Consider the following 24,683-nt stretch of genomic DNA (forward strand, 5'->3'; position numbering starts at 1 on the left):
GGGATCTGCTATAGCGGGATGTCGATTGCCAAGGACTTTAGCTTTTCTTGACAAATCCTAAAGGATTATACCTTCACTTTTGCCGCTGTGGAGGCTGCAAACCGCTATGAAATCTACAATGAGCGACAATGTGGTTGTTTTTCTGCAGTAATTTCTGCAGCGGCAAAAAGCCGGCGCCGGCAAGACTGCCGGTCCACGATTTTAAAGAATCGGAAAAGCCCGAACCTGCTTACAATTCTCCGACTTCATGCAAAAAGCGCAAACGCTCTTGCTCGGTAGTCAGATTTTCAGCCAGGATGCGGAAAAATTCATGCCGGTTGGCCGTGGCCTTGGCAGCCCGCTTGACCATGACTTTGGCGATTGGGCCAATGTAGGGCGTCAGTTTTTTCTCGGTCGCATCCATGATGGTCTGATCCAGCGGCAATTGCGTGGATGACATCCCTGTATGGCCGGCCTGAGTGGCGCCGATTGCGCTATGCATGCTGGTTCCGGACGAAGCGGTAGGAGGCCGCGATCCGGAAAGCGAACTCAGTGTTGAAATACCCAGCTTTTTCTTGATCGCCCTGGCGCTTTCAAGGAACTGCGTCCTGCCTTTTTCTGAAGGAATGTGCGGTAACAGCTTGTTGCAAAGGTCATCCACATCCACCGCTTGCGCGGCCGCATTTTTCAGTAATAACTTGGCCATAGGGCCGACCTGGGTGGACAGCGCGACTTGCAGATCCGGCATGACTTCCAGCTTCCACGGTGTCACCGTAGAGGCAGAAAATGTCGTAGGCTGGGTACGTGCGACACCGGAATCGGTATGCCTGGCGGTCATACCCGGCTGGGAGACGTGGGCCTGCGATCCGCGATGTGAATTTTCCTGCGCATCCTTGTGCACATCCTTACTGGCTGGGCGCTGGAAGGCCAATATGGTCCTTTCATTGTCCTCCTCCGTCAGAGGAGCGCCGCCGGTATATTCAAGATGGGCCTCAGTCAGCGTCTCCAGGAAAGCCTGCGCAGAGGGGAAGCGGTCTTCAGGGCGCTTGGCCAGCGCACGGCTGATAATGTGATCGAAAGTCTTGCTCAGTGCAGGATTGCGTTCACTGGGGTTGACCGGCATCTCATTCATGATTTGATGCATGACCGTCGATGCGGAACCGACAAAGGGGCGCGACCCTGTCAATAACTGATAGAGCACAATGCCGGAAGCGAATACATCCGTGCGGCCATCCACGGTTTCGCCGCGAAACTGCTCCGGCGACATATAGCTGGGGGTGCCGATCACTGAACCGGTCTGCGTCAGCGTGGACGACTCTATCCGGGCAATGCCGAAATCGGTGATCTTGACCTGTGCATCCGATGTGATCAGCAGATTGGCAGGTTTGATATCGCGGTGCACCACGCCACGCGCATGCGCGTATTCCAGCGCGCGCAGCAATTGGCTCATGCAGGTGATCGTGGCATTCAGGTCCATCGGCGTGCCGGCGACCAGCAGCGAACTCAGCGATGCGCCCTCGACGAATTCCATCGCGATATAAGTCGTTTCAGGTGTTTCGCCGTAATCGTAGACGGCGACGATATTCGGATGCGACAGACGTCCCGAGGCCTGCGCCTCGTTCTTGAAGCGGGCCACCAATTCGGCTTCCTGATGATCTCCAAACAATTCGGCGCGTATCGTTTTTAAGGCGACTACCCGTGCGATGTTGGAATCATAGGCCTTGTACACGACGCCCATCGCGCCGGTACCAAGGATGCTGTCAATTCTGTACTTGCCTAGTTGCTCTATCATTCAGTCTACGTTTCAGTGGGAACCATGGCATCCGCTAGCCTGGCCCCATTATCCCAGATTTTCTCTCAGGATATATGTAAACTGCGATCAAGCCAAGGCCATGCGCCCGGCTGGCAACACCAGGCTGCCAACAGGCGCACAGCCCGAAATATTACTCTTCCAGCATCTTCAGCGCGCTGGCCAGACTGGTGCGCATGCGGCCGAAGGACTGCGCCAATGCTGACAATTCGTCATTGCCTTTGACGTCAAACTCTTCCACGTCGAATTTGCCCATGCTGACCTGATCCGCCGTGTTGGCAAGATTGGTAATGCGGCGCGTCACGAAGAAGTGCACCATGACGTTCAATGCCACAAAGACAAAAACGAACACCCCCAGCAAAGACAACATGAAGGTCTTGAAGATGGAGTTGGCGCGCTGCAGCGGCACCGCCATGGGAACAGAAATCACCTGGGCACCGATGACCTCATTCAGGTTCCAGCCGAAGCCGTTGTTCGTGCCGTAGATGTCCGTCATGGTTTTTGGCGCAGCATCTGCTGTGCTGTGGCAGGCCAGGCAGGCCGGATCCTTGATCTGCAATGGCCGCGCAATATACAGCGCCCGCCCTATCGGTGTCTCGCGCTCACCCACGTATTCCTTCATCGTCGGCTCACTGCGCAATTTTTGCACCACGTCCGCCTCCCAGTCAGACGCCTTGTCGCGCAAATTGGTTGGATTCAGTGTCGCCTCCTTATAGGTGAAATCCGGATAGGATTTCAGCACCGTATTCAGGTTTTCCGTTGCAGAGTAGGAAGGCACGGATTGCGGATGAAACTGGTATTTCATCTGGGTTTGCAACAGCGGCGCAATTTGCTTGGACGTATAGGTCCTTACTGCCAGCGCGGACTCCAGCAGGAAACGCGCATTCTGCAGAGTCTCCTCGCGCGCGCTTTCTTTCAGCAGGGCATTCGCAATCAAGCCGGCAGCGACAAAGCCGATTGCGAAGATGGAGATGAACACAAGATTGAACTTGGTTGCGATGGACATTTTCATACCGTTTCCTTCAAATGAGAGAATGCTGGTCTTGCTGGTTTAGCCGACAGATTTTTTATTATTTATACTTCAGAACAGGTCCGTTGACGGGAACAGAAGCGGAACGTGCAGATGCTGCTGAAGCTGCTGAAGTTGCTGCGGGAGCGGATGACGCGGACTGCGCCGCTCCACCAGGCACTCCAGCGCCAGCAGGCTTGCCGCCGTCCTTCGCCGCATCCTTGGGCAAGGGCGGATGCAGTATCGGTTTCCATTCTGCGGACTGGCCCAGTTGATCATCCAGTTGCTTGCGGAAATTCGCATCCTTCAAGCGCGGTGAGAAGCGGCTGACAAAGCTTTTCTTGACCGCCAGCGTATTATTCAGCCAGGGCTCCACATCGGCAAAGTCGGCATCACGCTCCTTGGACGCAGGCACGCGCGCGCCTTTCAAGCGGTCCGGTGCCGGCGTGACTGGATCACGGAAAGCAATCGGCATCTCCGCCAGGAAATCCTTGGCCGGACGCGGCAATATCTTCAATCCCTGACCCGCGTTATTGATCGCAAACTGTTCGCGGTTGACTTTGGTATCCGCACCCGCCTTGCCGCGCTCATCCATGTCATTCACGATCTGCGTCCCCTCTTCGGCAAACATCTCGCCCTTGCCGGGTATGCTGTGGATGATGCTGGAACCGCTATCGATGGCGACCTTGATGGCAGGCGATGTCACTATGACGCGCTTGGCGGCACCGCTACCCTTGGACATCAGCTTGACCCAGCCCTTCAGCAATACAAGCTCTGTGCGGGACTGTGCATCGGCACCGATATTGCTCAGGTAAATCCTGGTGTCTGGGCCGAGCGCCAAGATCATCTCGGGCGACACCTCCAACTGCGCGCCACCTGCACCAGTCTCAACGATGTCATCTTTCTGCACCAGCACGCCGACTCCGGCCTTATACACGGCCGCCGCACGTATGATGCGCACCGGCTTGTCCGCCAGAGAAATATTCGCCACATTGGCAGCCGCCATCGCAGGCGTCTGCGATACCAGGGCTGCAGACAAAAATAATCCTGAAAAAATAAACTGTCTCATCTTCTTATTTGCTTCCATCATCCGCTTTTTCGGGAGCCGTGGGCGCCTTGGGTGCCGCGCCCGCTCCGCTGCCGGCGGAGCCTCCGCTATTCAGTAATATAGGAGTGCCGGAAATGGCGACGCTGGCCGGGCCGATCACAATAAAGCCGCCACCGGCCTTTAGCGTAATACTCATCCCAGCTTCGATCACTACATTCATGCCTGCCTTGATATGGATGTCGGTACCCGCCTCCAGGCCGTACTTCATGCCGGCCTTGCTCTGCAAATCCATGCCGGCATCCATTGATGTGGTCCCGGTTACCTTCTCATTCAGGTCGCCCTTCACGGTGACGCTCTTGTCGCCGCCAACCTGCTCCATCTTGTCTTTTTCAACCATCAGGTGGCGGTTATTGCCTATCCACTCCAGCAGGTCATTCTTGACATAATTGTCCTGGTTTTTTTCCGAATGCAGGAAAAACTGCTCGCTGCCTTTCTTGTCCTCAAAGCGCAACTCATTGTAGCCCTCGCCGCCCTTGGTCGAATTGCTCATCATCGTGGAGCGGCTGGCCTGGTCTGGCAATTTGTACGGCGGCATCATGTCGGCGTTATATACGCTGCCGGTCACCAGCGGCTGGTCCGGGTCTCCCTCCAGGAAACTGACGATCACTTCCTGTCCTATGCGCGGAATAAACAGGTGGCCCCAGCGTTTTCCAGCCCAGGCCTGAGATACGCGCACCCAGCAGGAGCTGGTTTCGTCATCCTGGCCCAGGCGATCCCAATGGAACTGCACCTTGATGCGGCCATACTTGTCGGTCCAGATTTCCTCGCCGGCCTTGCCAACCACGATTGCAGTCTGCGGCCCTTGTATCACAGGCTTCCTGGCGCGAGCTTCCGACCGATATGCATGCTCCTTGCCTATCGCTTTAAAGCTGCAATCCAGGAACAGGGTATTTTTTGGATCAGGCTGGCTTTGGTACGCGTCGGAAGCGAGTTCGTACTCGGCACCGACGACCAGAAATTCGCCATTCTGGTCGGCGCGGGAATGTTCGGCCAGGGAGAACATGCCGCCAGGGACGACGCCACGCGCAGTGGTGCGGCCATGGACAATTTCATAATTGCTTTGCAGGGCTTCGACCTTCAGCCGGGCCGATGTCTCACCGTCGCTACGCTCGGTAAACAAGCCGGGATAATCGTACACTTCATGGTTATTCTGGTCATGCGAACGCATGATTTTTGACTTGACCAGAAGATTGCTGGTCGGCTTTTCGAAGTCAAAGGCTTTCAGCGCATGCGCGTCGGTGTGTATCTCTCCACCCATCAGCCACTGGTACACGACTTCGCCATTGCGCATCGCGGCCTCATCATCCGGCACATAATTCAGTTCGGCGTAGCCGGGGATCTTCGAGTGCGCAGCATAGGAATCGGCCATCACCATCGTATGGCGGCCAGCAGTGTGCTTGAAATAATAGTAGATCCCGAAACGCTCCATCAGGCGGCTGACAAAGTTAAAATCGCTCTCGCGGTATTGCACGCAATACGGCAAGATCGGATAAGTGCCAGTCAGCTCGCCAAAATCGAAATCGGCGACGGTATATTTTTCAAAAATCGCCTTGATGATATCGACCGCACTTTTTTCCTGGAAGATGCGGCAATCGGAAGCCCGTGTCAAAAACCACAGCCATGGCCGCACTGTGGCCTGGTAGGTGGCATAGCGGCCTTGCCTGCCGGTCATTGCAAAGCGGGTAACCAGGCCGTTGAACTCGCGCTGCTCTCCATCAGGGCGGTCGATGGCAATCGACATATCCTTGCCCAGGATGTCGTCTATCTTGATGTCGGATTTTTCGCTCAGCAGGTCCAGATGGTATTCGCTGAGCTCCCCCAGCCCGTCAGTGCCGCGCATGCGATAAAACAGCAATACATTCGCACCCAGTGGACTGGTGATGACGACTCGTCGGTTATCCTGGATGGCTGGCATTTGCTGTGTCTGTCCGGTTATTTTTATCTATGCTGGCTTGCTGCTTCAAATCGTCGTTCTGACTTTACCGCCCGATCACGGAATCATCGTCTTCGTTGTAGCCGGGTTATTGATGCTGATCACGCCGCCCCAGTTACACATGCATTTGGACACATTATCCAGCGACGGCATAAAGCCCAACATCACCGTTGCTGCACCCGGCACCCAGGGCGCAGATGTCGCCGGGATACAGGGCATGGGGGTCAATACGCCGAGCGCTGCCGCTGTCGCTGCTGCCACCGTGGGATTCGCCGGTGAATTGCACATGCCGAAAGGCATGATGTTCACCATAGGAATATGGTCCATGATGTTGGCGGCCGGTGGGCCTTCACCCATCACCTTGTTCTTGGGCAGGACCACCAGCGAGGACGGCGCAAGCCCAAAGCTGCATTGCAACAAGGCGCCCATCGAAACCTGGTTTGGCATACTTTGTTTGTCCCATAGTTTTGTACTACTGCTTCACCGATCGTTTGCCATCGCATATGAAACGCTGGCAGAGGCCGGTCTCCTTACGGCGGAAGCGCGGGTCCTCGCAGGGTTTCTTTACACGATGATGACAACCCCTCGCTCCTGACCGGTATTCAGCAAATTCCATGCCCGTCGATTTACGCGTTGCATACGTGCTGCAGGGCCGAAAGGCTGTTGCATCATCGCATATTTTTATCATACCGACAATCAAACGAAGCCCCTGAAACCACCCTTTTTACAACGGCGTAAATAAGCTTTACAACGAGCTTTACAACGCAGCTTGCGGCATTGTGTAAAAGCCCAAGGAAAACCGTGTAACGGCATATTTCATGTTGCACCACAGCAATCAATGCTTCGCATATTCATGCGCATCAAATACTGCTATCGTTTCACATCAAATCAAAGCTATGATGCCCTCCGACATGAATAACGATCTTTTTGAGCAAGCCAGGACACTGCACCATACTGGCCGGTTTTCAGACGCCGCCGGCCTGTACCGGCAAGTGCTCGCACAGGACGCCAGCCACTTCCGCGCTTGTAACAACCTTGGCGCCTGCGAAGAAGAGTTGCAGCACTGGGAGCAGGCGGAACAAGCGTTTCGCGGCGCGCTGGCGCTGGCTCCTGATGAAGCACCGATACAACACAACCTGGGGCGCTTGCTGCACAAGCTGGGCTCGCATGCCGACGCTGAACACCACTATTGCCTGGCACTCCAGTTGCAACCGGATTTTGCCGATGTCTACTTCAACCTGGGGCGCCTGCTGCAAGATACCGGCCGCCTGGAGGAATCCGCGGCCATCTTGATCAAGGCCGCAGAGATGATGCCGGATGCGGCAGCAGCACAAGCAACGCTGGCCGATGTCTACTTTGAACTACGCCTGCTGCCGCAAGCACTGGCCGCCTACCGCAAGGTGACAGAGATCACGCCTACCGATGCTTATGCCCACTTCCACGTGGGCAAGGCGCTGGAAACCATGCAGAGGATGGACGACGCAGCAGACAGCTATCGCCGCTCGCTGGCGATAGAAGCGGCATCGCCTGTCACGCGTGAGGCACTGGCCAGAACATTGGCCGCCGCAGGCAGACATGATGCTGCCGTACAGTCATTGCAGGAATGGCTGGCGCTGGAACCGGAGCAGGCGGTTGCGACACATATGCTGGCGGCATTGGGCGCCAGCGCCACGCCGGATCATGCCAGCGCAGACTACGTCCGCGACACCTTTGACCGTTTCGCCGAAAACTTCGACAGCACGCTGGAAAAATTGGATTACCGGGCGCCGGCCTTGGTGCAGCAAGCTGTCGCGCAGCATTATGGCCAGGCCCGCGCCGCGCTGCACATCCTGGATGCCGGTTGCGGCACCGGTTTATGCGCCCCCTTGCTGCGCCCTTTTGCAAAATCCCTGACCGGTATCGACCTATCGGCTGGAATGCTGCAACTGGCCGATGCACGCAAGGTGTACGATGAATTGCAGGAAGCCGAACTGGTCGCCTACCTGTCCGCGCAGCAGTCCAGATTCGACCTGATCGCCTCTGCCGATACGCTGTGCTATCTGGGCAAGCTGGAAGCCGTCTTCGCAGCCGCGGCCGGTGCGCTTACCGGCGACGGCATGCTATGTTTTACTCTTGAAAAATCGATGACAGACGATTATCAGCTAGGCGTACACGGCAGGTATTCACATGCAGAAAATTATGTGCGTGCCTGTCTCGCCACCGCTGGCTTCGGCAAGACCAGCATCGCCTGCAGCACACTCCGCACCGAAGGCGGCATGCCAGTAGCGGGCCTTATCGCCATGTCCTGGATCAGCCCCAACTGAGGCTAGCTGCTGCCAACCGGACCGCTTGCGCTAGCCCGCCGCCTTATTCCTTGAAGCTGGACATCGCAGAAGCTAGTGCGTCCGACATGGCGCTATCGATCCGCTCCTGATATTTCTGAACGTCAGACGGAGATGCAATGCCGGCGGTCATTACTATGCTCACGATTTCCTTCGCCACTGTATCGCCTCCTTTGGCCAGGCTATACAGGTCCTTCGCATAGTCTGCCCGCTTGCTTCCCATCAGGCCCAGTTTTTTCAAACCGCCCCGTATCGCCCGGGTTCCCTTGGTCGCCAGTTGCCCGCCTACGGTGCCCACCGCTCCAGCCACGGCAGTCCCGACTCCCATGCCTACCGCCTTGGCGCGATTTCCATGCCCGCCCTCATCCCATTTAGCCTTGGTCGCCGCGGCCATAATATGCGAGCCGCCGGTTTCTGCATGATCATAATTGACTCGCCTGCCCAGCTTGTTGATCAGCCAGACCAGTATGTCTTCGGTTTTAGGATTCGTTCCCGGTTTGCCTACCAAGGCTTCCAATCTCGCTATTTTTGAGCGAGCCTTACCCAGGTCGGTAGATGCCTCGTAAAACGTGATGCAAGTATCCAGCGCATAGGCCACGCCAGCGCCTATCGGTCCCGTAGCAGCCGATGCCGTGCCAACGCCTTTTGCAATCGCCGCTGCCGACGTCGAGATATTCATCCCGGCTTTCAAACCGCCTTTAACCATGGATTCCCCATCCTTGAAGAATCCTCTGCCGCCCATGCCGCCTACGGCATTGACCATGCCAAAGGAGTCGCTTCCTTGATCGGTGCTTTCGTATGCCATTTTCCATCCCTCCTAAAATACTGGTGTAATTTCAAAAAACGCTTTATCTGCTTTCCGTCAGCCACTCTGGCATCTGCAAAGCCAAAGGTTTTCACTCGAAACTATAGGTAAATTCGCCATCGGCAACACTCACTTCCACCTTCAGAGCGGGCTTGCCTTCCATCATGCGCGTCAAAAATTCGCCGCTAATTGCCGGCAATAATGAATTGGTCAAGATCGCATCAATCATGCGGCCTCCGCTTTCCAGTTCGGTGCAGCGGCTAGCGATCAGCTTCACGACTTCATCGGTATAGGTAAACGGGATCTTGTGGCTCTCTCCTACCCGCTTTGCTATCCTGCCCAGTTGCAGGCGGATGATCGCGCCTATCATTTCGTCATTCAAAGGATAGTAAGGAATCGTCACTACGCGGCCCAGCAGGGCCGGCGGGAAGATCTTCAGCAGCGGCTCGCGCAGCGCCTTGGCAATGCCTTCCGGTTCCGGCATCAGCTCAGGGTCCTTGCACAAATTCATGATCATATCGGTACCGGCATTGGTGGTCAGCAGGATCAGCGTGTTTTTAAAGTCGATCACACGGCCCTCGCCGTCTTCCATCCAGCCCTTGTCGAATACCTGGAAAAAAATTTCATGTACATCCGGATGGGCTTTTTCCACCTCATCCAGCAGCACGACGCTATACGGCCGGCGGCGCACCGCTTCGGTCAATACACCACCCTCGCCGTAACCGACGTAGCCCGGAGGCGCGCCCTTCAGCGTGGAAACAGTATGCGCTTCCTGGTACTCGCTCATATTGATTGTAATGATGTTCTGCTCGCCGCCGTACAGCGCTTCGGCCAATGCCAGCGCAGTTTCGGTCTTGCCGACGCCGGAAGTACCGGCTAGCATGAACACACCGATAGGCTTGCTAGGATTGTCCAGGCCGGCACGCGAGGTCTGGATACGCTTGGTGATCATCTCCAGCGCATGGCGCTGGCCGATGATGCGCTTGCTTAAGGTATCCGCCAGCTTGAGCACATTTTCTATTTCGTTCTTCACCATGCGGCCGACCGGGATGCCGGTCCAGTCCTGCACGACTGAGGCTACCGCCTGATGATCCACGGTCGGCAGGATCAACGGGGTTTCCCCCTGGTGGCTAGCAAGCTCTGCCTGCAGGCCTTTTAGTTCACTCAGCCAGGCATCGCGTTCAGCGGCATTATCAACAGGCACGGCAGCGTCGGCTGCGCCTTCCACCTTGCCGGTGACTGCGCGCAGCTTGCCGCGCAGTTCCAGAATCTTGGTGACCAGCACCTTCTCCGCATTCCAGCGGGTTTCCAGCTCGGCAAGGCGAGCTTTTTCTATGCCCAGTTTGTCTTGCGCCACGCTATGACGTGCGCTGGTGTCAACGCCGACTGCCGTTTCACGGGCGATGATTTCCAGTTCGGTTTCCAGTGCAATGATGCGTTTGCGGCTATCGTCTACTGCCGGTGGCGTCGCGTGCTGGCTGACGGCGACCCTGGCACAAGTAGTATCCAGCAGGCTGACGGATTTATCCGGCAACTGGCGCGCCGGGATATAGCGGTGCGACAATTTGACTGCGGCTTCCAGCGCTTCGTCCAGCACTTGCACCTGATGGTGTTTTTCCATCGTCGAGGCAATCCCACGCATCATCAGAATAGCCTTGTCTTCAGTTGGCTCCGGCACCTGCACCACCTGGAAGCGGCGGGTCAGCGCCGGATCTTTTTCTATATGCTTCTTGTATTCGGCCCAGGTCGTAGCGGCAACGGTACGCAGGGTGCCGCGTGCCAGTGCCGGTTTCAGCAGGTTGGCAGCATCGCCCGTGCCTGCGGCGCCACCGGCGCCGACCAGAGTGTGCGCTTCATCAATGAACAGGATCACCGGCTTTTCCGATGACTGCACTTCTTCTATCACCTGGCGCAGGCGGTTTTCAAACTCTCCCTTCATGCTGGCGCCGGCCTGCAGCAAGCCCACGTCGAGCGTGCGCAAGACCACATCCTTCAGCGAAGGCGGCACATCGCCGGCCACGATGCGCTGCGCAAAGCCTTCCACTACCGCGGTCTTGCCGACGCCGGCCTCGCCCGTCAAGATGGGATTATTCTGGCGGCGGCGCATCAGGATATCGATCACCTGGCGAATCTCGTCATCACGGCCGACTATGGGGTCCAGCTTGCCGCTGCGTGCCTGCTCAGTCAGGTCCACCGTGTATCGCTTCAACGCTTCCTGCTTGCCCATGGCAGCCGGGGCCACTGCGCCGCTGGCCTCGCCGGGTGCCGCACCGCCTCCTACCTGGAAGCCGTCGCTGGCACGCATCTGCGCCTCTGGCGAATCGCCGAGCAGGTTCGCGAAATCTTCCGCCAGCACATCGACCTTGATTTTTTCAAACTGGCGCGACATTGCATACAGGCTGTTGCGCAGCGCCGAAGTTTTCAATATGCCGACGATCAGGTGGCCGGTGCGCACCTGCGATTCACCGAACATCAGCGTGCCGAATACCCAGGCCCGCTCAACCGCCTCTTCTACCTGCGAGGACAGGTCGGTTACCGAGGTGGAGCCGCGCGGCAGGCGATCCAGCGCATCGGTCATGTCGCGCGCCAGACCGGCAGGGTCCAGGCCAAAATGCTTGATCAGTCTTGCCAGGTCGGAATCCTGCAACTGCATGACCTGATGCAGCCAGTGCACCAGCTCTACGTAGGGATTGCCCCTGAGCTTGCAGAAAACCGTGCTGCTTTCTATTGCCCGGTAGCACAGGCTGTTGAGCTTACCAAACAGGGCAACGCGACTGATTTCGGCCATGATCTATCCTTATTTACACTGAGTAATGGGTATGATTGCTGTGTTGTGAAGTCTTGTGAGTATTTTTATGCGATGCTGGAGAAAGCAATAACTGCCTGTCGTCAGTTTTCGGCGGACGACTGCAAAGCCAGGTGGTCCAGCCCAGCCGGGCTTGCTTGCCCAGTGTGAGCTGCGGTATTTCTTTTTGTTTCAGTATCAGGTTCACGTCCCAGTCATATTCCAGGCCGGCATAATTGCGTATCCAGGCTGTCAGCCTTTGCAGGCTGTCGCCGCCGGGCAGCATGCGCTGAAACTCGGCCAGATCGACCGGGCCGATAACGACGCGAAACTTGTGCTGGCAGTTCCACACCTTGGAGCCCAGCACCGTTGTCATTCCCAATACTTCGGCGTCCTGGCCCAGACCCGTGCGCAAGCGGCAACGGCTGTCCGCAGGCAAGCTCATCCAATGGCCGACAAATTCCTGGATCTGTACCGGTATCTTGAAAAAATCCGTCAGCAGCCTGGCCAGGCCATCCGCATTGTGCGTCAATGAAGAAAGACTGCCGGCATAGTGCAGCTTGGCGAACTCGGGCAGCGCGTCGCGCTTGCGCAGGGACTCCATCCCTGTACCTATCAAGGAACCCATGTATTCGGCAAAGCGGTCGGCATCGGGCCGGTCCAGGCTTACCGTGGGCTGGGCACTGGCCCAGGCACGATAAAACAGCGAAATCATCCTGTGATGAAATATGTCCAGGAAACGAGCCAGCGTAGGGTCTGCTGAATTGCGCAGGCGATCACGCACGTATTCCGTGATGTGCACGGGCATGGGTCCGTTTGCGCCCAGCAGGCCAAAGAAATTCACTTCCATGCGCGGAGCACGCCCTTCGCTGCCAGGCTTGAATGCAGCCAGCATGCTGCCCTCAAATGCCAGCGACGGCACCTGGCCGAAGCGCACCGCTTCGTTTTGCGGGCGCGTGGCCTGGCCTATGCGCGGCATATCGGCGTGGGTATTCTCCAGTAACCTCAATGCGGCAAAGAAATCAAAGCCGGAGGGGTCATCCTCCAGTTTGCGCAGGACGTCTACAGGATCTCGCATCGTCCCACCCTGGCTGGCCATTTGATGATGTCGCCGCGCCGCGGCGTCCGGATGACGGTTTCAGTGAAAGAATTCAGCGATACATATTTCGCAAAAAATTGCTCCAGCACCGCGCCCAGCATGAAGACACCCATCCCTTCAAAAGCGCTTTCTTCCAGCGTCAGCGTAATCTGCAAGCCGCGGCCATAGGTAATCGGACCAGGCACCGGTATGCGCCTGACGATAGGCTTGGCAGTCACCGACTTGATGCCCTCGATCTGCCTCTGCCCGCTGACATCCTCGGCGCTGCAATACAGTTTGAGCAGGTCCTTCAGCGCAGATGCCGCTTCTTTCTGCTCACTGTCTATCAGCGACAGATAATTCAGCGACAGATGGCTGACCAGGCGCCAGGCGGTCTCACCTTCTGCATGAGACGGCGACGGAGCAGTCGGCCCGCTGAGGCAGCGCACGGCCTGCACCGGCGCGTTGGACTCAACCGTGAAATCGGTCTTTCCGCTGCCCACCGGCATGCTCAGCACCAGATCGCGATTGGTACATAAGGTGTCTATGCCCAGTTGCCGCAGGCCGGTCGCAAACGGCGCTTCTGCAGCGTCGACGATACCCATGAAAACTTCGCTACCGATATAGCTGGAGCGCGGTCCCTGGCGCCTTTGCTTTTCGGACAACACACGCTGGCTGCGCCTTACCTGGTAATAGGCCCGGCGCTCGGTGGCTGACAACAGGTCGTTGGATGCGTAAAACGGCTGGAAGCTCTGCTCAGCTTCCGCTCCCGTACCGTAGCCCTTGACCCCCAGCACCTGGTAGATTTCATAATCCATCGGGCGGGTACGATCCGGCACCACATGGTATTCGGACTGTTGCTCGCTCAAATGCACACGGTCGGCACGCTTGGGAAAAAGATTGATCACCGGCGTGCAGAACAGCGAGAAATTGGCTGCATTGACAGCCTGCTCCAGGCTGGGGTCGATGCGGTCAAACAGAATCACGACATCCATTTCCTTGTCGCCGCAGCGTCTTACCGCCTCCTGCAAACCGCCCAATTCCACAAACATGAAGCGCTGCGGAAAAGCGAAGTACTCATGCAACAGCCGGTATCCCTGGAAAGAACGCGGCCCGGTCGGCAGCAGCGCCTGCTCGTCTTCGTAGCCTACGCGAGCGATCTGCGACTTATGGATGAACTGGTGCCAGGCGACAGGCTGCCTGGTCGGCATCGCCACCATGCCGACCGCATTGGCCAGTATCTGTTCCAGTATTTTGCTGGGAAGTGAATCGCTGCCGCGTATATACAGAGAAAGCTTATCCAGCGCTATCTCATTGAATTTCAGGCCGGCGGTTGTTTTCAGGCGCAGGCGCAAACCTGCCTTGATGCTGCCTAGCCGGGAAAGATCAACACCGCCCAGCTCGCCGGAATAAGTAAAGTATTTGGCTTCCGTCAGCTCCAGCGGCCACATCGTCACTTCCTGTGCGGTGCGGTACTCGCAGGATGTCTGGTCGTCCTTGCCGAGCAGGCTGCGTAGGGGCGTGCTGCGCGGCAGCGCGAAGCCTTCTGCCAGGCTGCCTTCGCTCAGGTCAGGCTGCAATTGCACAATCGCCATGGAAGGTGTAGGCGCCAGGTATTGCGGATAGACCAGTTCCAGCAGGTGTTCGGTGAAACGGGGAAATTCCGCATCGATCTTCAGTTGCACCCGCGCCGCCATGAAACTGAAGCCTTCCAGCAGGCGCTCTACATAAGGATCGGCGCAGGCATAGGTTTCCAGGCCCAACCGGCCTGCGATTTTTGGAAACTCACGCGCAAACTCGCCGCCCATCTCCCGCAGGTGCTGCAGTTCCCGTTCGTAATAGCGTAATAATTTGGTATCCATCAGCTTGATCTCGATTCAGAGTCATACACCCTGATCTCGCCTATTTCCAGGTCCAGCTCAGTTTTCAGGTACAAACGTTCCGGCAAGGGCTGCCCCCACAATTCCCCATGGACTTCGAAGATGATGTAGTTAGGGCTGCCACTCTTGCCTTCCGATGCGGTCGCGCGCACTTTTACCGTGTCGCGCAATATCCGCGGTTCAAAATCCCAGATGGCCTGGCGCAGGCGACGCTCTAGGTCCGCCAGGTCCAGGCCGGATGCGGTCCGGCCGGAGACATCGGGGAAACCGAAGTTCAGCACCGACTGCGCCGCCAGCGGAAAATTTTTCAAATCCTGCAAGGCACCCAGGCCGGTCGTATTCAATAGCCAGCCCAGGTCGCGCAGCACCGCCTTGCGCAAGCCGCGCATCGACAGCACTTTCTTGTCGCGGCTCTCCTGGCTGGAATCCGATTCATCATCGGTCAGCCTGTCCAGCAGCGAGGGCTGCAATCTCTCCTGGGCTGTCAGTTCAGCCATGGGTGATCCCGCTAGTTGTTGTTAGCTGCTTCATTATTCCGCCGCGCTGTCGTCCACGTCATTTGCTGCAATAGCTCCATGCGCAAATGTAATGGAGCGCACTTCCATCAGCGGATAATCCGCCTCGTCTGTTGCAAACATGCGTTGCCCGCTACCCCAGAACAAACCCGGAGCCGGTTCGCTCCAGTCGGTGCGGCGCGCCATCAGCAAGGCATTGTCAATCGCAGCGCCCGACACAGAGGGCAATGCGTAGCGGGTAGGAATAAAGCCAACCAGCTCGCCGGCATTCACCAGTTGAACACCTACCGGGAGCCACACGTTGTCGCGCAGATCGGCAGGAGCCTCTATGCGCAGGGAACTGATGCGGTGCATCGGTATCCAGTAATACTTGCCATTGGCAATCAACTCAACGACCGGCCCCAGGCGGGGGTCGGCATCGGCAATCCACTCAAACGGCTGCTCATTGATGCTGCCTGAAATACCGGGAGCGGCGGCGAAGGCCTGCTCCCTGGCGATCTGGGAATTCTCAAAATCGCCTGCGGCGCCAAGGCGCAACGCTTCCAGCAATTGCGCAATCCACGGCTCAGGATCGCCGAAGATAAGCGGTGAGCGCTTGCCTTCAAAAATTTCTTGCCGCAAGACTTCGCAGCGTACTGCCTCGCGATAAGCGTGGACCATGGGCATGGCATTCGCATCCAGGTCGCCAATCACGGACAGTTGGGTCATCGCGCGTTCCCACTGCCCCAGCACAACCAGAAGCTGGAACAGAAAAACGCGGCGCTTGGAATCTGCGGGATGTTGCCGTACTTCCTGCTGCAGGCTTTGCAGGGCTTCCTGGAGATTTCCAGACTTCAGAGACTCTACGGCAGACATGTCGGCTTTCCCTTATTGAGATGCTTAACCAGGTTTTCACAGCTTATATGTTTTCAAAACGTATTTTCACAGCGCCGGATTTTTGCAGCAACCAGGTTCCGCCGAGCGAGGATCACTACAAGAACCTGTGCTGAATCGGACGAATCGATCCGCCGCCGGAGAAGCAGGCAGTAGGTGAAGGCAGGCGCTGCGAACGGACCATAGTCGTCGGCCGCGCATTGCCTTTACCGTGCCAACACGCCAGCTATCAATAGGTCGCGTTTTTAGTGAGATCCCATTTTTTCGGTGTTCCTGTTGTAACTTTGGAGCCGCTGAATGCGTCGTATTGGTAGCTGATCTTGACGAAGTTCAGCGAGAACGATTCGCTAGGGCGATCGCCGCCGCTGCTGGTCGAATAGGAGCTGACAATCGCATCTTCCAGTTCTATTTTCAGGTAGACCTGCTGCTTTTTGTCCGCGCCGCCGGTTTGCAGGAAATGGATCTCTGCCTTGCCCAGGCCCTTGCCGCAGACTGCCTGCATGAACAAATCGGCAGATGCAACGTCTGTTGACTTGGTCATCGTCACTTCAGAAAAAGACGGGTTGCTGGTTTCACGGTCGGCACCGCCGCCGCTGGCGGAAATCGCGCGACCCACGCCGAATTGCAGGGAGTCGATCGTAATCCATTTATCATGGCCATCGACGACGGAATCACCATTGATTGCAGTAGCAAATTTGAGCAGTATCATTTTATGTTCCTCTTTCATTTTTGATGGAAATAGCCGCCCCCGATCAGCGTGGATTTACATCCAGGCTAATGCAATTGCAGCGTTACGAAATAGGTGGCACAGGTACATGCCACCTTTTACAAGCGCTAAGCCTTCGCTGAAGGCAGCTTTGAAACCAAACGCAAAGACACGGTCAGACCTTCAAGCTGGTAATGAGGCCGCAAGAAGAATTTGGAGCGGTAGTAACCCGGATTACCCTCCACTTCCTCCACAACGACTTCCGCACCAGCCAAAGGCTTGCGGGCCTTGTCTGCTTCAGTTGCCGTTGCCGGGTTATTTTCTACGTAACGGCCGATCCAGTTGTTGAGCCAGATCTCCATGTCGGTACGCTCCTTGAACGAACCCACCTTGTCGCGCACGATGCACTTCAGGTAGTGCGCAAAACGGCAGGTAGCGAACAGATATGGAAGGCGCGCAGCCAGGTTGGCGTTGGCGGTTGCGTCAGGGTCGTCGTATTCGGCAGGTTTGTGCATGGACTGGGCGCCGATGAACGCCGCCAGGTCGCTGTTTTTCTTGTGCACCAATGGCATGAAGCCATTTTTTGCCAGTTCTGCCTCGCGTCTGTCGCTGATCGCGATTTCAGTCGGGCAGGTCATATCCACACCGCCGTCATCGGTAGGGAAGGTATATACAGGCAAGCCTTCCACGGCACCGCCCGATTCAATGCCACGGATCTGTGAACACCAGCCGTAGTGCTTGAAAGAACGGTTGATGTTGACAGCCATCGCATAGGCCGCGTTGGCCCAGGTGAATTTCTTGCTGTCGGAGCCGCCGGTATCTTCTTCGAAGTCGAATTCTTCCACCGGATTGGTCTTGGCGCCATAGGGAGCGCGCGACAGGAAGCGTGGCATGGCCAGGCCGACATAACGTGAATCTTCCGAATCACGGAAGGAGCGCCATGCCGCATGTTCCGGCGTCTGGAAGATCTTGGTCAGGTCACGTGGATTGGCCAGCTCCTGCCAGGAGTCCATCAACATCACGGATGGATCAGCCGCACTGATCAGCGGAGCATGCGCTGCGGCGCTGATCTGCGCCATTTGCGTCAGCAACTCAACGTCGGGCGCGCTGTTATCGAAGTAGTAGTCGGCAACCAGTGAGCCGTAAGGCTCGCCGCCGAACTGGCCATATTCTTCTTCGTACAGTTTTTTGAAGATAGGGCTTTGATCCCAAGCAGTACCCTTGTATTTTTTCAGGGTCTTGTGCAATTCGCCTTTGGAGATATTCATCACGCGAATTTTCAGGGATTCATCCGTCTCGGTATTATTGACCAGGTAATGCAGGCCGCGCCACGCGCTTTCCACTTGCTGGAATTCGGCATGATGCAAAATCAGGTTAACCTGCTCGGACAATTTTTTATCCAGCTGGGCAATCAAGGCTTCTATCGTACCGAGCACATCGTTGGAGATCAGGCTGGTGCCGGCCAATGCCTGCTCCGCCAATGTCCGTACAGCGCTCTCGACCGCATCTTTTGCCTTGTCGGTCTTTGGTTTGAATTCTTTTTGCAGCAGATTCGCGAAGTCGCTGGACTCAAGCGTTACCTCGCCTGATTGCCCTTGCGCTTCTGAACTAGTTGTAGCCATGGAACGATCCCTCCAAATATTGATATGTATGCTTTTTTTCTACCGATTTTCTATCTGTAACCAGTAACTAAGCCAGATCCGTGCCAGCTTATTCCTGTGGCTTCGGTGCCGAAGTCAGGGCCTGCATCAACGCGGGTTCCTGCAATAATTTGGAGATCAATTCTTCCGCGCCGGTCTTGCCATCCATGTAGGTCAGCAGGTTGGACAACTGGCCGCGCGCTTCCAGCAACTTGTTCAGCGAATCTACTTTGCGAGCAACGGCCGCAGGCGTAAAGTCGTCCATGCTTTCAAAGGTGATGTCGACAGCCATATTGCCTTCGCCAGTCAAGGTATTCGGTACTTGTACCGCCACCCTTGGCTTCATGGATTTCAGGCGCTCATCGAAATTATCAACGTCGATTTCCAGGAACTTGCGATCGGCCACTGGCGCCAGCGGGTCTGCAGGCTTGCCCGACAGGTCGGCAAAAACGCCCATCACGAACGGCAGTTGTACCGTTTTTTCTGCGCCGTAGACTTCGACGTCATATTCGATCTGGACACGGGGCGCCCGATTACGGGCGATGAATTTCTGACTGCTTTCTTTGGCCACGACACATACCTCCTGAGGGTGATATTTGCTACAAGGGTTTAAGTACTGAACTTCACGATCAATGAAACCAATCGGCAAACAACGCTAGCCTTCGCTCTCGGCTTGAGTACCGCTAATATTGTAGATCTGGGTCAAACCGTCAGGCGCGAGGTCCTGCAGGATTTCGACAAAACTCTTGTCGACCAGCCGCTGCGCGCGCAATAACAATAAAGGGATAGGGCTGGAAGGCTCGTTTCTGGCGTAGTAGGCGCAGATCTTGCCCAGCATGCGCACGACGTCGTCGCGGCTGCTCACTTCACCGGTAATCGCGACATGGGCACCACCACCGGCACCACTAGCTACGCCGCCGGCCGTAGCATCTGCATCGCCGGCAAGTTCTGCAGACGGCGAAGCGGACGCAACACGCTCGCGCACAAAGTCGCGTGCCCGTTTCAGTAATTTGGTCAGTGGGCTCAGATCAAGAGCCTGTGCAACACCCACTTTTTCAGTCAGCACAGACTCTATGCGGGCATTGCTGAGGTAGGCCATCTCCAGCGCATCCAATATATGCTTTGCCGCTTCAGGGTCCGCATCAATGAATGCCGCATCAATCACAGCCAGCGCAACTTTTTCCTCGCCTTCAGGAGCTTCCGCTTCGCCGGTCGCGATATCAATTTCTTTCAGGCTAAAGCGGCCGTGGGCGCGCGAGGCTACCAGCGTAGCTTCGCGGAAATCACGCAATATGGTGGAGGATTCGCATAGCGCAGACAGGGTATTGACACGCAGCATAGGGTCCATGCCGTCATCCGGATCCAGTTGCGGATGGACGCTGTCCCAATGCTGATCCAGCAGCTTTTCTATCAGCAGCAGGCCGCTGGCCAATCCGCTTACGCCCTGCAATTTAAGGAGTGCACGCGTCAGGGGAACCGCTACCCGCAAATCGAGGCTACGGGCGATCAAATCAAGGGAAAGAGTTTTAACCTGCTTCCAGTCGGGAGGCACTTCGGGAGTGATGGTCCCGCCGTACTGGACTTCGGGCTTGCCTTTGGCAGCTTGCTCCAGTTCCAGAAAAACAGGATCGTACTCAAGATTAGGGCCGGATGGTTCTTCAGGAGAAATGTCCTGCAGCAACCCTGCAACGTCCTCTGTACCTATATCAGCCAATTGATTATTCCGTATTTTATCTAGTTATAAAACGAACACACCGGGGTGGTTCGCAGTCTCTTAGAACAATTACAAATGGAGCAAGTTGGCAGATTATACTCACAAAAACCTGCGCTACAGCATAGTATTTGTAGCAGTCTGACACACTTTTTCATCTGTAAATTGACATGTAAATGACATGTAAATCCACTTGTAAAAATTTTGCTTTGCAGCATTTTTTAAAAACTTTTGCTTTTACACCCAGGCTGTAAAGCCGCTTCTGAATTGTGTGAAAAACGCAGCGTTTTTACATCCTGCCGGACTACGCAACAGCAGAAATGCTACAATCCCGCTCTATGCAAGCCCTACGACTCCCCCGCCAACTGATACGTCGCGTACTATTACTGTACTTGCTGAGCCTGGGTGTCGCCATTGCATCGCCGCTGGTCAATCCGGAAGCCATGGATTTGATCTGTACCAGCAGCGGATATAAGTTCATTAGCAAATTGGATGCCAGCAGCAAGAAGACTGGTGCCGGCATGTCCCATCTGCTGGATTGTCCTATGTGCATGGCCATAGGCATGACCACCTTCCCCGCCACACAAAATGTGCCCGAGCCTCCGCACGCGCTGTCTTATGCGCTGCGCTCCATCCCTTCGGCACAGCTAGCCTCACTGACCTCCGCGCCCTTACCGGCGCGAGGGCCGCCGGCCATCATTTAATAGACCAAGCCGCCGTTCGACAAGTACGGCTTTGCCCGCACATGCCAGATGGCTCGTGCGCTCTGTTTATTTTTTGATGTAGCCATAATGAATCCACTCAGCCCTTCCCTGCGTGCAAGCGCGCAGACCCGCGCCTGTTTCACGCTCAGCGCCGCCGCCACAGCCGTTGCTGCGGCCTTTCCTTTGCTGGCTTGCGCCCAAAGCGAGCCTCAGCCGCAAGCTACAGTAGCTGCAGCAGGCAATGATTCCACTCAGCAAACAAGCGATAGCCAAACCCTGCAGCGCGTTACGCTCACCGCCGGCCGCCCCTCTTCGCTGCCGACCGAGATCCCGACCACCATAGAAGGCATAGACGCCAAAACCATGGAAAGGTCCATCAATGCCACTGATGCAGAAGACGCGCTGAAATACCTGCCCAGCCTGCTGGTGCGCAAGCGCTACATAGGCGACTATAACCACGCTGTACTGGCGACACGCGCGTCCGGCACCGGCAATAGCGCGCGCTCCATGGTCTATGCAGATGGCATCCTGCTATCAAATCTGCTGGGTAACGGTGCCGGATTTACGCCGCGCTGGGGCCTGGTCACGCCGGAAGAAATTGAACGGGTAGACGTGCTGTACGGACCGTTTTCAGCGGCCTATGCAGGTAACTCTGTGGGCGCGGTGGTGGACTACATCACGCGCATGCCGACCCAGTTTGAAGCGCATGTGAAGGCCCAGGCATTCACGCAGGACTTCAAGCTGTTCAATACCGACAAGAGTTATTCCGGGCATCAGACCAGCGCATCGATAGGCGACAAGAACGGCCCCTGGAGCTGGTGGATCAATGTCAATGAAGCCGACAGCAACGGCCAGCCGCTGGTATTTGCCAATCGCCTGGTTTCTGCCGGCGTGCCGGTCACTGCGAGCGCAATACCGGTAAGCGGCGCTGTGCTGGATAAAAATCCCAAGAACCAAGACTGGCTGATGCTGGGCACCACGACCCAGTATCACACGCTACAGGACCATGCCAAGGTCAAGCTGGCGTATGACATCAGCCCTACCATACGCGCATCCTACACCTTCGGCTACTGGCATAACTCCACTGACGGCAATGTAGAGAGCTACCTGCGCGACGCCGCCGGCAATGCCGTGTACACCGGCAACGTCGCGATCAATGGCCGCCAGTACACGCTGACCCCAGCCGACTTTACGCCGAACAAGAATGTGCTGGAACACCTGACCCACGGCTTCGACGTAAAGAGCAATACCAAGGGCACGTGGGACTGGGAAATCGCCGCCAGCCTGTATGACTACAACAAGGACATCCTGCGCTCCTGGATGCCATCTACAGCGAGCGCGACCAGCGCGGCTAATCCCAATGCCGGCCGTATTACCGACATGGCAGGCACCGGCTGGAACACCGTTGCACTGAAAGGCATCTGGCGGCCGCAAGATGCCGCTGGCCACACGGTAGAGTTTGGCTACCAGCGCGAAGCGTACAAACTGCGCACTTCCGTGTTCGATACCGCCAACTGGACCGATGGCGCCGCCTCGGGGCTGTTCTCCGGCTTCAATGGCGATACCCAATTGCAGAGCCTGTATGCGCAAGATGCCTGGCGCATCAACCAGCAATGGAAAACCATCTTGGGCGGCCGCTTTGAACAGTGGCGCGCGGACAACGGCTCCATTGCCAGCAAGACTACCGTCCAGCCTTTCGGCACCCGCGACGAGCATTACTTTTCACCCAAAGCAGCGCTGTCCTACCATCAAGACAGCGACTGGACCTATAAGGCCTCGGTGGGGCGTGCAGTACGCATGCCTACGGTTTCCGAGCTGTACCAGGGTTCGCTGTCGGGCACCAACATCGTCAATAACGATCCCAATCTGAAGCCGGAGAAGTCCTGGACCTCGGAGCTGACCGCTGAGCGCAGCCTGAACAATGGCGCTGGCATATTGCGCGCCACCTTCTTCCATGAACGGACCAAGGATGCACTGTATTCACAAGTGAATGCGGCCGCCAGCTCTACGGTGACGACGATACAGAATGTGGACGACATCCGCACCAACGGTATAGAACTGGCCTATCAGGCCAGCGATGCCTTCGTGCGCGGCCTGGACTTGACGGGTAGCCTGACCTATACCGATTCGGAAATCCTGAGGAATGATAAATTCCCGGCCAGCGTGGGCAAGCAACAGCCGCGGGTGCCGAACTGGCGCGCCAACTTTGTCGCCACCTACAGGCAAGACGACAAGCTGTCCTATACGCTGGGCGCGCGTTACAGCGGCAAGCAATATGGCACCCTGGACAATAGCGATCCCAATGGTAACTCCTACACCGGTTTCGGCAGCTTCTTCGTGGCCGATGTCCGGGTGCGCTACCAGTTGGCCCGCCAATGGACCGGCTCCATCGGCATCGACAACCTGAACAACGCGAAGTACTGGGCTTTCCACCCTTATACGCAGCGTACGGTGATGGCGGAGTTGAAGTTCGATTATTAAATTAAGCAAACTATTCATCTGTATCAGCGGAGATAAGCCGGTACCGGGTATCTCCCGCCGCAGCATGGCATACAGGTGTTTTAAGGTGTTTTACTATCAGCACTCTTGTTGCATAATGGCACTCAGCTAATTAACGGAGATGTCATGAGTGTTGCAATGAGTGTTTTTGCCAAGGCCCTGGTGGTGGTACCTATCACCTTGCTGCCGATTTTGAATCCTATTGCCAATGCTCCCATCTTCCTGACAATGACGGAACAGATCCAGCAGGGCGGCGCCAACAAGCTGGCCAAGCGGATTGCAATCAACTGCTTCTTCCTGCTGGTGGGGGCCTTCTTCATCGGTTCTTACGTGCTGGACTTTTTCGGCATTTCCCTGCCCATCGTCAGGGTCGGTGGCGGCCTGATCGTGGCGACTGCCGGCTGGGGCATGCTGAACGACAAGGGGCCGGATCAGTTGCCCACCACCGTTGCCGCATCTCATCCCGGCTACTGGAGCGAAGAGGAATTGCGCAGGCGCAGCTTTTACCCCATCAGCTTCCCGCTGACAGTGGGGCCAGGTACGATTGCCGCCTCCATTACGCTGGGTGCACAATTACCGACTAAACCAGTCGATTGGCTGATCACCAGCTTTGCTTCAATGCTGGGGGTACTGGTGACGACCCTGGGTATTTTTCTGGCTTACCGCTTTGCGGGCAATCTGGTCCGCTTCCTCGGTGACGTCGGTGCGACGGTATTACTGCGCCTGTCGGCCTTCATCCTGCTGTGCATAGGTATAGAAATCGGCTGGACCGGTTTTGCGGATCTGATCGCCGACCTGAAAATAAGCTAAGGCTAGAAGTGGAAAGCAGGATTTGCAGTTAGCTATCTGGATAGCGAATTTAGGTAGAGGCTTCAGGTAGCGGCTTTGCAGAATGGCAGGCGCATGCTTCTCCATGCGCCGCTGCCACCAGCTCGTGCAGGATGCCGCAATCCCTGCCCGCATGCTCTTCATCGCACTGCGCCCTCAGCTTGGTCAATTGCTTTTCCAGCGCCCGCATGCTTTTCAGCCGGGCGCGCACGCGAGCAATCTGGTCGTCAATCAGATGATTGATATCTCCGCAATCATCCACCGGCTGCACCATGAACCCGACCAGGCGGCGGATATCCGCCAGCGGAATATCCAGCGCACGGCAGTGGCGGATAAACGACAGGCGCTCCAGATGCTGGGCCGTATAGGCACGGTAGCCATTGTCCAGCCTTGCCGGTGCGGGCAGCAAAGCCTCTTTTTCATAATAACGTATGGTTTCTATTTCTACGCCGGTGGCCGACGCCAGCTCGCTAATACGCATTACCCACCTCTTTACTTA

General features: G+C 56.4%; 20 protein-coding genes. 4 read left to right on the top strand and 16 right to left on the bottom strand.

What is annotated here, in order from left to right:
- Positions 1-229 precede the first annotated feature (229 nt).
- From IEW12_RS13560 to IEW12_RS13580, 5 genes are all read right to left on the bottom strand, one after another.
- Entirely contained in the window at positions 230-1,771 is a 1,542-nt protein-coding gene (locus tag IEW12_RS13560; RefSeq protein WP_188566538.1) for a serine/threonine-protein kinase, read from the bottom strand.
- A 151-nt stretch (positions 1,772-1,922) separates the two neighbouring features.
- On the bottom strand, positions 1,923-2,801 hold the full coding sequence (locus IEW12_RS13565; protein ID WP_229751097.1) for a c-type heme family protein: 879 nt from the start codon (positions 2,799-2,801) through the stop codon (positions 1,923-1,925).
- Positions 2,802-2,859: 58 nt separating this feature from the next.
- A complete protein-coding gene (locus IEW12_RS13570; RefSeq protein ID WP_188566539.1) occupies positions 2,860-3,837 on the bottom strand; it encodes a FecR family protein in 978 nt (325 codons plus the stop codon).
- A gap of 34 nt (positions 3,838-3,871) precedes the next feature.
- The gene (locus IEW12_RS13575; RefSeq protein WP_188566540.1) at positions 3,872-5,821 is read right to left on the bottom strand and encodes a type VI secretion system Vgr family protein; all 1,950 of its coding nucleotides are present in this window, start codon (positions 5,819-5,821) and stop codon (positions 3,872-3,874) included.
- A 75-nt stretch (positions 5,822-5,896) separates the two neighbouring features.
- Complete coding sequence (locus IEW12_RS13580; RefSeq protein ID WP_188566541.1) at positions 5,897-6,286, bottom strand: DUF4280 domain-containing protein; 390 nt, start codon at positions 6,284-6,286, stop codon at positions 5,897-5,899.
- A 464-nt stretch (positions 6,287-6,750) separates the two neighbouring features.
- Between IEW12_RS13580 and IEW12_RS13585 the strand changes: the two genes are divergently transcribed.
- On the top strand, positions 6,751-8,142 hold the full coding sequence (locus tag IEW12_RS13585) for a tetratricopeptide repeat protein (protein ID WP_188566542.1): 1,392 nt from the start codon (positions 6,751-6,753) through the stop codon (positions 8,140-8,142).
- A 43-nt stretch (positions 8,143-8,185) separates the two neighbouring features.
- Here IEW12_RS13585 and IEW12_RS13590 read toward each other — a convergent pair whose 3' ends face one another.
- The 10 genes from IEW12_RS13590 to tssA all read right to left on the bottom strand — a co-directional run bounded on the left by IEW12_RS13590 (position 8,186) and on the right by tssA (position 20,156).
- A complete protein-coding gene (locus IEW12_RS13590; RefSeq protein ID WP_188566543.1) occupies positions 8,186-8,965 on the bottom strand; it encodes a hypothetical protein in 780 nt (259 codons plus the stop codon).
- A 91-nt stretch (positions 8,966-9,056) separates the two neighbouring features.
- Positions 9,057-11,753, bottom strand: coding sequence for a type VI secretion system ATPase TssH (gene tssH / locus IEW12_RS13595; protein WP_188566544.1), 2,697 nt, complete (start codon positions 11,751-11,753; stop codon positions 9,057-9,059).
- 13 nt (positions 11,754-11,766) lie between these two features.
- Positions 11,767-12,828 (bottom strand): type VI secretion system baseplate subunit TssG, encoded by a 1,062-nt coding sequence (tssG, locus tag IEW12_RS13600; RefSeq protein WP_229751098.1) that lies wholly within the window; start codon positions 12,826-12,828, stop codon positions 11,767-11,769.
- The gene (tssF, locus tag IEW12_RS13605) at positions 12,813-14,690 is read right to left on the bottom strand and encodes a type VI secretion system baseplate subunit TssF (RefSeq protein WP_188566546.1); all 1,878 of its coding nucleotides are present in this window, start codon (positions 14,688-14,690) and stop codon (positions 12,813-12,815) included. Before tssF ends, tssG begins: the two co-directional genes overlap by 16 nt.
- Entirely contained in the window at positions 14,690-15,205 is a 516-nt protein-coding gene (gene tssE, locus IEW12_RS13610; protein ID WP_188566547.1) for a type VI secretion system baseplate subunit TssE, read from the bottom strand. The genes tssF and tssE overlap by 1 nt, the downstream gene beginning before the upstream one ends.
- 33 nt (positions 15,206-15,238) lie before the next feature.
- Positions 15,239-16,078 carry a type VI secretion system accessory protein TagJ gene (locus IEW12_RS13615; RefSeq protein ID WP_188566548.1) on the bottom strand — a complete coding sequence of 280 codons (840 nt, stop codon included), beginning with the start codon at positions 16,076-16,078 and terminating at the stop codon, positions 15,239-15,241.
- Positions 16,079-16,325: 247 nt separating this feature from the next.
- Positions 16,326-16,805 carry an Hcp family type VI secretion system effector gene (locus tag IEW12_RS13620; protein ID WP_188566549.1) on the bottom strand — a complete coding sequence of 160 codons (480 nt, stop codon included), beginning with the start codon at positions 16,803-16,805 and terminating at the stop codon, positions 16,326-16,328.
- A 125-nt stretch (positions 16,806-16,930) separates the two neighbouring features.
- On the bottom strand, positions 16,931-18,424 hold the full coding sequence (tssC, locus tag IEW12_RS13625) for a type VI secretion system contractile sheath large subunit (protein WP_188566550.1): 1,494 nt from the start codon (positions 18,422-18,424) through the stop codon (positions 16,931-16,933).
- Positions 18,425-18,512: 88 nt separating this feature from the next.
- A complete protein-coding gene (tssB, locus tag IEW12_RS13630) occupies positions 18,513-19,013 on the bottom strand; it encodes a type VI secretion system contractile sheath small subunit (protein WP_188566551.1) in 501 nt (166 codons plus the stop codon).
- Positions 19,014-19,097: 84 nt separating this feature from the next.
- The gene (gene tssA / locus IEW12_RS13635; RefSeq protein WP_229751099.1) at positions 19,098-20,156 is read right to left on the bottom strand and encodes a type VI secretion system protein TssA; all 1,059 of its coding nucleotides are present in this window, start codon (positions 20,154-20,156) and stop codon (positions 19,098-19,100) included.
- Between the two features lie 317 nt (positions 20,157-20,473).
- Between tssA and IEW12_RS13640 the strand changes: the two genes are divergently transcribed.
- From IEW12_RS13640 to IEW12_RS13650, 3 genes are all read left to right on the top strand, one after another.
- Positions 20,474-20,857 (top strand): DUF2946 domain-containing protein, encoded by a 384-nt coding sequence (locus tag IEW12_RS13640; protein WP_229751100.1) that lies wholly within the window; start codon positions 20,474-20,476, stop codon positions 20,855-20,857.
- An 87-nt stretch (positions 20,858-20,944) separates the two neighbouring features.
- Complete coding sequence (locus tag IEW12_RS13645; RefSeq protein ID WP_188566552.1) at positions 20,945-23,338, top strand: TonB-dependent receptor; 2,394 nt, start codon at positions 20,945-20,947, stop codon at positions 23,336-23,338.
- 144 nt (positions 23,339-23,482) lie between these two features.
- Entirely contained in the window at positions 23,483-24,166 is a 684-nt protein-coding gene (locus IEW12_RS13650; protein ID WP_229751101.1) for a MarC family protein, read from the top strand.
- Positions 24,167-24,215: 49 nt separating this feature from the next.
- Here IEW12_RS13650 and cadR read toward each other — a convergent pair whose 3' ends face one another.
- A complete protein-coding gene (gene cadR, locus IEW12_RS13655) occupies positions 24,216-24,665 on the bottom strand; it encodes a Cd(II)/Pb(II)-responsive transcriptional regulator (RefSeq protein WP_188566553.1) in 450 nt (149 codons plus the stop codon).
- Positions 24,666-24,683 lie beyond the last annotated feature (18 nt).

Source organism: Parundibacterium terreum, from assembly GCF_014636315.1.
GTDB lineage: Bacteria > Pseudomonadota > Gammaproteobacteria > Burkholderiales > Burkholderiaceae_D > Undibacterium > Undibacterium terreum.

Bases quoted from the DNA above. Each gene is read 5' to 3' on its own strand.
- IEW12_RS13615 (WP_188566548.1), bottom strand. From the start codon at position 16,078: ATGTCTGCCGTAGAGTCTCTGAAGTCTGGAAATCTCCAGGAAGCCCTG.
- IEW12_RS13650 (WP_229751101.1), top strand. From the start codon at position 23,483: ATGAGTGTTGCAATGAGTGTTTTTGCCAAGGCCCTGGTGGTGGTACCT.
- tssF (WP_188566546.1), bottom strand. From the start codon at position 14,690: ATGGATACCAAATTATTACGCTATTACGAACGGGAACTGCAGCACCTG.
- cadR (WP_188566553.1), bottom strand. From the start codon at position 24,665: ATGCGTATTAGCGAGCTGGCGTCGGCCACCGGCGTAGAAATAGAAACC.
- IEW12_RS13620 (WP_188566549.1), bottom strand. From the start codon at position 16,805: ATGATACTGCTCAAATTTGCTACTGCAATCAATGGTGATTCCGTCGTC.
- tssG (WP_229751098.1), bottom strand. From the start codon at position 12,828: ATGCGAGATCCTGTAGACGTCCTGCGCAAACTGGAGGATGACCCCTCC.
- IEW12_RS13580 (WP_188566541.1), bottom strand. From the start codon at position 6,286: ATGCCAAACCAGGTTTCGATGGGCGCCTTGTTGCAATGCAGCTTTGGG.
- IEW12_RS13645 (WP_188566552.1), top strand. From the start codon at position 20,945: ATGAATCCACTCAGCCCTTCCCTGCGTGCAAGCGCGCAGACCCGCGCC.
- IEW12_RS13640 (WP_229751100.1), top strand. From the start codon at position 20,474: ATGCTACAATCCCGCTCTATGCAAGCCCTACGACTCCCCCGCCAACTG.
- tssH (WP_188566544.1), bottom strand. From the start codon at position 11,753: ATGGCCGAAATCAGTCGCGTTGCCCTGTTTGGTAAGCTCAACAGCCTG.
- tssC (WP_188566550.1), bottom strand. From the start codon at position 18,424: ATGGCTACAACTAGTTCAGAAGCGCAAGGGCAATCAGGCGAGGTAACG.
- IEW12_RS13585 (WP_188566542.1), top strand. From the start codon at position 6,751: ATGAATAACGATCTTTTTGAGCAAGCCAGGACACTGCACCATACTGGC.
- IEW12_RS13590 (WP_188566543.1), bottom strand. From the start codon at position 8,965: ATGGCATACGAAAGCACCGATCAAGGAAGCGACTCCTTTGGCATGGTC.
- IEW12_RS13575 (WP_188566540.1), bottom strand. From the start codon at position 5,821: ATGCCAGCCATCCAGGATAACCGACGAGTCGTCATCACCAGTCCACTG.
- tssE (WP_188566547.1), bottom strand. From the start codon at position 15,205: ATGGCTGAACTGACAGCCCAGGAGAGATTGCAGCCCTCGCTGCTGGAC.
- IEW12_RS13560 (WP_188566538.1), bottom strand. From the start codon at position 1,771: ATGATAGAGCAACTAGGCAAGTACAGAATTGACAGCATCCTTGGTACC.
- IEW12_RS13565 (WP_229751097.1), bottom strand. From the start codon at position 2,801: ATGAAAATGTCCATCGCAACCAAGTTCAATCTTGTGTTCATCTCCATC.